At 74.1% G+C, this 10,160-nt stretch carries 7 protein-coding genes; 4 read left to right on the top strand and 3 right to left on the bottom strand.

The window, feature by feature from the left end; translation table 11 throughout:
- Nucleotides 1-245 precede the first annotated feature (245 nt).
- The gene (locus E1281_RS42240) at nt 246-2,324 is read left to right on the top strand and encodes a hypothetical protein (protein ID WP_131883440.1); all 2,079 of its coding nucleotides are present in this window, start codon (nt 246-248) and stop codon (nt 2,322-2,324) included.
- A 19-nt stretch (nt 2,325-2,343) separates the two neighbouring features.
- Here E1281_RS42240 and E1281_RS31935 read toward each other — a convergent pair whose 3' ends face one another.
- Nucleotides 2,344-3,141 (bottom strand): SAM-dependent methyltransferase, encoded by a 798-nt coding sequence (locus tag E1281_RS31935; protein ID WP_131883439.1) that lies wholly within the window; start codon nt 3,139-3,141, stop codon nt 2,344-2,346.
- Nucleotides 3,142-3,241: 100 nt separating this feature from the next.
- Between E1281_RS31935 and E1281_RS31930 the strand changes: the two genes are divergently transcribed.
- Nucleotides 3,242-4,849, top strand: a complete 1,608-nt coding sequence (locus E1281_RS31930; RefSeq protein ID WP_165959199.1) for a PP2C family protein-serine/threonine phosphatase — start codon at nt 3,242-3,244, stop codon at nt 4,847-4,849.
- A 13-nt stretch (nt 4,850-4,862) separates the two neighbouring features.
- Here the strand turns inward: E1281_RS31930 and E1281_RS31925 are convergent, their stop codons facing one another.
- Together E1281_RS31925 and E1281_RS31920 are read right to left on the bottom strand one after the other, a co-directional pair.
- Nucleotides 4,863-6,194, bottom strand: coding sequence for a DUF2252 domain-containing protein (locus E1281_RS31925; RefSeq protein WP_131883437.1), 1,332 nt, complete (start codon nt 6,192-6,194; stop codon nt 4,863-4,865).
- A 55-nt stretch (nt 6,195-6,249) separates the two neighbouring features.
- On the bottom strand, nt 6,250-7,308 hold the full coding sequence (locus tag E1281_RS31920; protein WP_131883436.1) for a zinc-binding dehydrogenase: 1,059 nt from the start codon (nt 7,306-7,308) through the stop codon (nt 6,250-6,252).
- Nucleotides 7,309-7,449: 141 nt separating this feature from the next.
- Here E1281_RS31920 and E1281_RS31915 point away from each other — a divergent pair, with 141 nt between their 5' ends.
- Entirely contained in the window at nt 7,450-8,832 is a 1,383-nt protein-coding gene (locus tag E1281_RS31915; protein ID WP_131883435.1) for a lysine 2,3-aminomutase, read from the top strand.
- Nucleotides 8,833-8,899: 67 nt separating this feature from the next.
- Nucleotides 8,900-10,160 (top strand): cytochrome P450 (locus tag E1281_RS31910; protein WP_243717635.1); only part of this gene is annotated, 1,261 nt, incomplete at its 3' end.

The following is a 10,160-nucleotide window of genomic DNA, read 5'->3' as shown; positions in this document are numbered from 1 at the left end:
GCCGGAAACCACGCCCGAAGCCGCCCCGAGCGAGGCGCACACGGTCCGGCACGCGGCGGAGGACTCGCCCGAGCGCCGCAACCCGCTGAGCACCACGCTCGTCCTGGTGGTCATCGCGGTCGTCGTCAGCGCGGGAACCGCCATCGCCTTCGCCCGCTGAATCGCCTTCGCCCGCTGGATCGCCTTCGCCCGCTGACACACCTCCGCCCGCTGACGATCACCCCGGAACCCCCCAGAATTGGCGCATGACGACGCAGCGGCGCAACGAGGCCGAGGAACGGTTGTGGGAGGCCTTCCCACGGGGCGAATGGGTCGACCTGCGCACGGGCGACCCCGCGAAGGACGATGTCGCCGGCGCCCCGCACTGGGACGACGACCGCACGGTGCGCGCCGAGGTGATCGCGGCGCTGCTGCTCGGCGAGGTCCCGCCGGCCCCGGGCAGGCGGCCCGGGGTCCGGTTGCGGGGCGCCCGGATCCGAGGGCGTCTCGACCTCATCGGCGCCGAGGTCCCCTACGCGCTGGTGTGCGAGTACTGCCACTTCGACGAGCCGGTCCGGCTGCTCGAGGCGACCACCCGCACGGTGCAGCTGGTGCACTCGTCCCTGCACCGCCTCAGCGCGGCGCGGCTGGGCATGGACGGCATCCTCAACCTGCGTCTCAGCACCGTCCGCGCCGGGATCAGGCTCGACCGCGCCAAGATCAACGGGGAGGTCTCGCTGCGCGGCGCCCGGATCGGCCCCGGCGCCGACGGCGTCGCGGTCGCCGCCGACGGGCTCGTCGTGGACGGCGAGCTGGAGGCCGACGACGGGTTCCGCGCGGACGGGCCCGTCCTGCTGCGCGGCGGCCGCGTGGGACGGCTGAACCTGGAGAACGCCGCGATCGACGGGGCCCGCCACCCGTCGGGTGCCCTGTCGCTCGGCGACACCACGATCGGCGGCGGACTCCACGCCAACGGGCTGACGGTCCACGGCGAGACCGCGCTGCGCAGCACGCGGGTCGAGGGCGGGGTGCTCCTCGACTCGGCGGTGCTCCGCAATCCCGGCGGCGTGGCCCTGGGCGCCGGCGGCCTCACGGTCGAAGGCCCGTTCTTCGCGCGGCGCGGATTCGTGGCCGAAGGCGAGATGCGCATGCCCGGCGCGCAGATCCGCACGTTCCTCACCATCGACGGCGCCTCCCTGTCCGCGCCGGACGGCGTCGCGTTGTGGGCCGACCAGGTCACGGTGAACGACATCGACGCCACGGACCTCACCGTGGTGGGCGGGCGGGTCAGCCTGGTCGGCGCCCGGGTCGGCAACGACCTCACGCTGCGCGGGGCGCGGCTGGACGCCGACCGGGAGTCCCGGCGCGACGTCGAGCGGATCGCGCTGAACGCCGACAACATCACCGTCGGCGGCACCTTCGACTGCGAACGGCTGCGGGCTCGCGGCGAGGTCCGCGCCGTCGTCGGCCGCATCGCCGGACGCCTCAGGCTGACCGACGCCCGCCTGGAGAAGCCCGGCGGCCGCACCTGCCTGCGGCTGTCACGGGCGGAGATCGCCGCCGACCTCTTCTGCACGGGCCTGCACGCGACCGGGAAGGTCAAGCTCTCGGGCACCAGGGTCGGCGCCCGGGTCGACCTGATCGGCGCCCGTCTCGTCCACCCCGGCGGCATCGCCCTGGACGCCCACACCCTGCATGCGGGCCAGCTCACCCTGCGGCCGTCCGAACCCGTTCAAGGCGAGGTCATCCTGGCGCACGCCCGGGTCGGCGTCCTCCACGACGACCCGCGGATATGGGCGCAGGCGGTGAAGCTGAACGGCCTGGTCTACGAGAGCCTGGAGCCGCGCCTGCCCGCGCGCGAGCGGCTGCGGTGGCTCGCGCTCGACCCGGACGGCCACCAGCCCCAGCCCTACGAGCGCCTGGCCGCGCACTACACCGCGCTGGGGCAGCCCGGCGAGGCCCGCCGCGTCCTGCTGGCCAGGGAACGCCTCGCCCACCGCGCGGGCACCCCGGCCGTCCGGTTCTGGGGGCTGCTGCAGGAGGCGACGGTCGCCTACGGCTACCAGCCCTGGCGCGCCCTGCTGTGGCTCGCCCTGCTGCTGACGGCGGGCGGCCTGGTGTACGGCACGCACCCGCCCCGGGCCCTCAAGGCGGACGAGGCCCCGCACTTCAACCCCGTCGTCTACACCCTCGACCTGCTGCTCCCCCTGGTGGACCTGGGGCAGCAGCGCGCCTTCAACCCGGCGGGCGGCTACCAGTGGTTCTCCTACGCGCTGGTGGCCGCGGGCTGGATCCTGGTGACGGTGGTCGCCGCCGCGGTGGCCCGCGTCCTGTCCCGCCGGTGACCGCGCCGCCGGCCGGGCGTCACCTGCGGCCGACGCCGCCGAGCATCAGGAACCGCTCGGGCTTGTCGTCGACCTCGCCGCCGTCCGGGCGCCACCGCGGCACGTACACCAGGCCGGGGTCCAGCACGTCCCACCCGTCGAAGAACCGGAGGATCTCTCCGTGCGAGCGGGCCACGGCCGGGGACGTGGCGCGGTCGTACAGCTTGCCGATCGCCGCGGTCTTGCCCGGCTCCGCCTCGTGGGTCATGTGGGAGATCACCAGGTGGCTTCCGGGGGCGGCGACGTCGCGGAACGCGGCGACGATCGACTCCGGCTCCTCCTGCGGCTTGACCAGGTGCAGCGCCGCGACCAGCAGGAACGCCACCGGCCGCGAGAAGTCGATCAGGCCGGTCACCGCGTCGTCGGCGAGGACCTCATGGGGACGGCGCATGTCGGCCTGGACGACCGCCGTACGGTCGTCGCCCGCCAGGATGGCGCGGCTGTGCGCCACGGCGACGTCGTCGTTGTCGACGTACACCACGCGCGCGTCCGGGTCGACCTCCTGCGCGACCTCGTGGACGTTGCCCTGGGTGGGTATGCCGGACCCGATGTCGACGAACTGGCCGACCCCCGACGCGGCGACCACGCGGACCGCGCGGCGCAGGAACGCCCGGTTCGCCTGCGCGAGCTCCCGCGCCTGGGGCTCGACCCGCAGCAGCCCGGTCGCGAGGCCACGGTCCGACGCGAAATTGTGGTCTCCGCCGAGCAGGAAGTCGTAGACCCGTGCGACGCTTGGTCTCTGACTGTCGACCTCGGGTGGTGTCCACTCGGAGTCCATGCGTTGTCTCCCTTTGGCCGAGGGGTACCGTGCGCGGGACGGACTCAGCGTAACGCGGGTCCCCCGGAACGGCCCCGACATACGGGACAGTGAAGGGCCGATGTCCGAACAACCCGCGTCTCCGGTGACCGTCCTGCTGACGCCGGACGGCCGGGTCTCCGGATGGGGCGAGGGGGCCGCGCGGCTGTTCGGCCGCACCGCCGCCGAGGCCGTCGGGGCCGTCCTCACCGACCTGCTCGGCCGGCCCGCCGCGGCCGAGCCGCTGGCCGCCGCGCTCAAGCTCGCCGGGGAGGGACGCCCGTGGTACGGGGTCCTGCCGCTGTCCGACGAGGGCCTGTCGGCCGCCTGCGACCCGATGACCGGCGCGGGCGGCGGAACGGGCGGGATCGCGGGCGGCCGGGGCGCGGTCGCGCTGACCGTGTCGCCGCCCTGGGCGGGCGGACTGGAGCTGCTGAGCGAGGCGGGCCGCCGCATCGGCTCCACCCTGGACCTGCACCGCACCGCCGGTGAGATCGTCGCCGTCACCGTGCCCCGGTTCGCCGACGCCGGCGCCATCTACGTCCTGGAGCGGCTGCTCGCCGACGACGACCGGCCCGCCGCCGGGGGCGGCGGCTCGGTGGTGGTGCGGCGCCTGGCGATCGCGTTCGCCGAGGACGACCCGGGCGGGTGGTCCCGGGAGTTCCCCGTCAACGAGGTGATCGTCTACCCGCCGTCCACCCCCTACGCCGATTGCCTCGCCACCGGCCGCATGGTCGAGTTCGGCGGCGACGCCGTCCAGGACCTGCACGCGCACCGCACCGGCCGCCTCATCGACGGTCTCCTCGACCACGCCTCGCTGCTGGCCGCGCCGCTGACGGCGCGGGGGCGGACGCTCGGGTTCGCCGTGTTCAGCCGCAAACGCGGGCGCCTGCCGTTCACCGCCGCCGACGCCGCGCTGGCGGCCGAACTGGCCGGGCGTGCCGCGACGTCCATCGACAACGCCTGCCAGTACCGGAGCGAGCACCGCACCGCGACCGCGCTGAAGGCCGCGCTGCTGCCCGCCGCCGTCTCCGCCCCGCCGGGCCTGGAGATCGCGCGCCGCTACCTGCCGGCCCGCAGCGGCGTCGGCGGCGACTGGTACGACGTGGTGCCGCTGCCCGCCGACCGGGTCGCCGTGGTGATCGGCGACTCGGTCGGGCACGGCGTCACCGCCGCCGCCGCGATGGGGCAGCTGCGGGTCGCCGCGCACACCCTGGCCAGCTGCCGGTTCCCGCCCGGCGAGGTGCTGACGCGCCTGGACCGCATCGCCCAGGGCCTGGACGCCGCGCAGTTCGCGACCTGCCTGTGCCTGGTCTGCGACCCGGCGACGCTGCGCTGCGAGGTCGCCTGCGCCGGTCACCCGCCGCCGCTGCTGGCGCTGCCCGACGGGACGGTGCGGCACTTCCCCGCCCCGGACGGGCTGCCCCTCGGCGTGTCGGACGAGGCGCACCCGCCCGAGTACGAGCAGGTGACGGCGGTGATCCCGCCAGGCGCGACCCTCGCCCTCTACACCGACGGCCTCGTCGAGAGCCGCATGCGCAACGTCGACGAGGGCATCGCCCGGCTGGCGTCCGCGCTGGTCGCCTCGCAGGCCGGTGCCCTGGAGGAGACGGCCGACGGCGTCCTGGCCCAGCTGTCCGACCAGCAGGGCCACGACGACATCGCCCTCCTGCTGATGCGCCCGTCCTGACGCGGCGACGCCCCTACAGGCCGGGGATCTGGTGGTTGCGGAAGGCGTCGACGAAGTAGGTGTGGTCGTCGCGGACGATCTCGGCGTAGCCGGTGCCGAACGCCACCATCGCCTCGACGAACGCGGACTCGTTGGCGCCGATCACCGCGTCGATGGCGTCCTCGACCTGGAAGCCGACCAGCGTGTGGTCGGAGTCGGTGTCGGAGACGCAGTGCACCTTGGCGGTGGCGCGGCCCAGGTCGTCCACGACCGACAGCATGTCCTCCGGCTCGGTCAGGCCGCCCCAGTCCAGGTCCTCCTCGTAGGGCGACAGCTCCTGGACGACGAAGCCGACGCCGTCGATGCGGGTGTGGCCCAGCCACGGGTCGGCGTTGGCCTGAAGCGCGCGGCGGGACACGGCCGTGCGGTGACCGTGGTTCTGGAAGTACTCGCGGATGCGGGGGTCGCCGACCACGCGACTGGGGGCGGCGACGTTGCCCTGCTTCATCGACAGGATGACGTCGTTCTCCAGGGCCTGGGTGTTGCCCTCCACCAGGATGTTGTACGCCGACAGCCCGGCGGAGCCGATGCCGAATCCGGAGGCGCCGACGATGTCCTTGATCTGGTAGGTCAGGCTCCCGAACCGCTTGTCGGCCGGGATCGTGCCCAGGTACTCCGCGTAGGCGGCCTCGACCTTGGCGCGCTCGGCCTCGCCGAGGCGGCGGACGCCGGCGCGGTCGCGGAACCGGCGGTCGGGCCCGTCGACCTCGGTCATGCCCCGCAGCAGCCCGATCCGGGTGCCGCCCATCGCGGCGACCAGCACGTCCCGGACGTACCCGTCGGTGGTGTCGAGCGTCAGCGCGAACCTCTCGTCCCCGTCGTGCGCGGCGAACCGCCGGACCTGGTCGACGTAGGCGCGCACGTAGGTCTCGATGAGCCGGCGGATGTCGGAGTCGGAGATCGCCTTCTGCCAGGCCAGCAGCGCCAGGCTCGCGACGAAGCGCTTGACGTCCCAGGTGAAGTGCCCGACGTAGGCCTCGTCGTAGTCGTTGACGTCGAAGACGAACACGCCGTCGTCGTTCATGTAGGTGCCGAAGTTCTGCGCGTGCAGGTCGCCCTGGATCCAGACGCGGCCGGTGCGCTCGTCGGCCCACGGGTCGTCGTCGTGGACGATGTCGGCGTAGAACAGGCACGCGCTGCCGCGGTAGAACGCGAACGGGTCGGAGGCCATCTTGCGGAAGCGGCGGCGGAACTCGGCGGGGCTGCGCTCCATCAGGTCCGAGAACGCGTCGACCAGGACGTCGACGATCTGCGCCTGGCGCTCCTTGGGATCCCGCCCGCGCAGTTCCTCGGTGATGCTCGCCATGCTCGACTCTCCTCAATGATCGGGTCGTCCCCGCCGCATCCGGGGCCTTCCCCGGTCATTGTGCCGAATCGTCCGCCGTCCTGGCGGTGAACAGCGCGCGAACCGCGGGCTCGGAGCGGACGAGGTCCAGCGCGGCCGCCGCGTGGCCCGGCACGTAGCCGTTGCCGATCAGCATCGTGACGTCGGCGGCCAGGCCCTCGGCGCCGAGCGCGGCGGCCGGGAACGACGTCGCCATCGAGAAGAACACGACGGTGCCGCCGGGCGCGGTCGCCAGGATCGCGCCGTGCTCGCAGCCCGGCACGTCGACGCAGACGACCGTGACGTCGGCGGGGCCGCCGTGCGCGCCCTCGATCGCCGCGGCGACGGCGACCGGGTCGCGGGCGTCGGCGCGGACGACGGCGTCGGCCAGGCCGCTCGCGGCCAGGAGGTCCTCCTCCTCGGCGGTCGGCACCAACCCGATCACCCGGGACGCGCCGGCGCGCCGGGCCGCCGCCAGCGACAGCGAGCCGCTCTTGCCGGCCGCGCCGAGCACCGCCACGGCGGGGGCGCCCGGACGGGACGCGACGACGCGGCGGGTGAGGGCGGGCGCGCCGCACACGTCCATGACGGCGAGGGAGAGGGGGACGGGCAGGTCGTCCGGCAGCACCGCGGCGATCGACCGGGCGAACAGGATCGCGTGGCCCCGCGCGGGGACCTGCTCCGACAGCCCGTCCCAGCCGGCCAGCCCGTCGGTGATCGCCAGCGGGGTGAGCGTCAGCGACACGAGCGTCGCGACGCGGTCGCCGGGCTTCAGCCCCAGCGGCGACTCCGGGCCGGCCTCCTCGACGACGCCGACGAGCATGCCGCCCGACCCGGTCACCGGGTTGTGCATCTTGCCGCGTTCGGCGACGATCCGCAGCACCTCGGCCCGAACGGCGTCCGGGTCGGCGCCGTGCGCGGTCCGCAGCTGCCGGTAGGACGCGGCGTCCAGATTGAGCCGCTCGACGCCGATCCGGACCTCGTCGGGCCGGATCCGCGGGTCCGCGTCCAGCCGCAGCGCCGCCTGCGGCAGCACGCCCGCGGGCTCCAGCACCCGGTGCAGGCCCGCCGCCGTCGCCGTGCCGCCGTCGCTCATCGCCGTCCCGCCTCTCCCCCGACCTCCGCCGAGTATCCGTAAGATATACCGGGTATCACTGGTTACATCGAAAGTCTTCCCGTAACGTCAGCCCTATACAAGAGTTTTATGCGATCAATGTGAGGCGAGGAGGGGTCGACGATGACCACTGCCCTGCACCGGGACCGGGGCGCGGGCGTCCGGTCCGGCGAGACCGCGCGGCAGCCGTACGCCTACCGGCGACGGCCGCTGGAGGAACCGGACTGGCGCCGCCTGCCCGGCTGGCGCGACGTCACGCAGGACGAGTGGGAGTCGGCGCAGTGGCAGCGCGCCAACTGCGTGAAGAACCTGCGGCAGCTCCGCGCGGTCATGGGCGGCCTGCTCGACGAGTCCTTCTACGCCGACCTGGAACGCGACCAGGCCGAGCGCGCGACCATGTCGATGCTGCTGCCCCCGCAGATGCTCAACACCATGGACTCCTCGTCCACCGGCGCGTTCTACGGCGACCCCGTGCGCCGCTACATGCTCCCCGTCTTCAGCGACCGGCGCACCGACTGGCCGTCCCACCCCCGCGCCGCGCGCGACTCGCTCCACGAGGCCGAGATGTGGGCCGTCGAGGGCCTCACCCACCGCTACCCCACCAAGGTGCTCGCCGAACTGCTGCCGACCTGCCCGCAGTACTGCGGCCACTGCACCCGCATGGACCTGGTCGGCAACTCCACACCGAACGTCGACAAGCACAAGTTCACGATCAAACCGCCGGACCGGCTCGGCGCCATGCTCGACTACCTGCGCCGCACACCCGGCGTCCGCGACGTGGTCGTCTCCGGCGGCGATGTCGCCAACATGCCCTGGCCGCGGCTGGAATCGTTCGTCGACTCCCTGATGGACATCGACACGATCCGCGACATCCGCCTGGCCAGCAAGGCGCTGATGGGCCTGCCGCAGCACTGGCTGCAGGACGACGTCCGCGCCGGCATGGAGCGCCTCGCCTCCAAGGCGCGCGAACGCGGCGTCCAGATCGCGGTCCACACCCACGTCAACGCCGCCCAGTCGGTGACGCCGCTGGTCGCCAGGGCCGCCCGCGCCATGCTCGACACCGGCATCCGCGACGTGCGCAACCAGGGCGTCCTGCTGCGCGGGGTCAACGACACCCCCGACGCGCTGCTCGACCTGTCGTTCGCGCTGCTCGACGAGGCCGGGATCATGCCGTACTACCTCTACATGTGCGACATGATCCCCTACAGCGAGCACTGGCGGCTCGCGGTCTGGGAGGCGCAGGAGCTCCAGCACGCCGTCATGGGCTACCTGCCCGGCTTCGCCACCCCCCGGATCGTCTGCGACGTCCCCTACGTGGGCAAGCGCTGGGTGCACCAGATCGCCGGCTACGACCGCGAACGCGGGATCTCCTACTGGACGAAGAACTACCGCACGGGGCTGGAGGCCTCCGACCCGGACGCGCTGACCAGGCAGTACGAGTACCACGACCCGATCTACACCCTGCCGGAGCGGGGCCGTGAATGGTGGCGGTCGAAGGCCGCGTGAGCCCGCGGCGAGCCGACCCGGCGCCTTTACGTTGTAGATCAAGAATGGACCGAATATCCTCGGGCGGGTGACCTGCGACCTGACCGCCCGGTTCCCCGCCGGCGCGTCCCTCACGCTCTCCGACCTGGAGGACGACCCGCACCCGCACCTCGCCCGGCTGCGGGAGCACGAGCCCGTCTCGTGGCTCCCCGCGCTGGGCGGCTGGCTGGTGACCTCCCGCGACCTGGCGCTGCGGGTGATGCGCGACGCCGCCGCGTTCACGGTCGACGACCCGCGCTTCTCCACCGCGCAGGTCGTCGGCCCGAGCATGCTGTCGCTGGACGGGCCCGCCCACACCCGCCACCGCGACCCGTTCGCGCGCCCCTTCCGGCCGGCGCGGACCCGCGAGCGCTTCACCGCCTTCGTCGAGGCCGAGGCGGGACGGCTCGCCGGCGGCCTGGCCCCCGCGGGCCGGGCCGAGCTGCGCGGCGAGCTGGCGGGGCCGCTGGCCGTCGCCGTCGTCACCGAGGCGCTCGGCCTGTACGGCGTGGACGCCGCGACCGTCCGGTCCTGGTACGGCGCGTTCGTCGAGGCCGTGTCCGCCATCACCGCGGGCGGCACCGCACCGGCCGGCGCGGACGAGGCGTACCGGCTGCTCGGCGCCGCCGTCGAGGAGGCGATCGGCGCGGCGCGCCCCGGGTCGCTGCTCGCCGAGGCCGCCCACGGCGCGGCGGCGCCGGACACGGGGCCTCTGGACACGGGGCCTCTGGACACGGGGCCTCTGGACACGGGGCCTCTGGACACGGGGCCTCTGGACACGGGGCCTCTGGACACGGGGCCTCTGGACACGGGGCCTCTGGACACGGGGCCTCTGGACACGGGGCCTCTGGACACCGTCGAGGTCGTCGCGAACGCGGCGATCCTCATGTTCGGCGGCATCGACACCACCGAGGGCATGATCGCCAACCTCGCCCTGCACCTGCTCGGGGAACCCGCCCAGCTCCGGCTCGTCCTGGACGACCGCGACCTGCTGCCCGCCGCGATCGAGGAGTCGCTGCGGCTGGAGCCGGCGGCGTCCGTCGTGGACCGCTACGCCACCCGCGACGCCGACCTCGGCGGGACGCGCGTGCGCGCGGGCGACCTGGTCCGGGTGTCGATCGCCGGCGCCAACCGCGACCCGGCCGCCTTCCCCGACCCGGACCGCTTCGACGTCCGGCGCGAGAACGCCGCCGAGCACCTGGCCTTCGCGCACGGCCCGCACTTCTGCTTCGGCTCCCACCTCGCCCGGCTGGAGGCCCGGACCGCGCTCACCGCCCTGCTGGACCGGCTTCCCGGGCTTCGCCTCGACC

Source organism: Actinomadura sp. KC345, assembly GCF_004348515.1.
Taxonomy (GTDB): Bacteria; Actinomycetota; Actinomycetes; order Streptosporangiales; family Streptosporangiaceae; genus Spirillospora.
The sequence above is the reverse complement of the archived record's forward strand: the minus strand, read 5'-3'. Positions and strand labels throughout refer to the sequence as shown.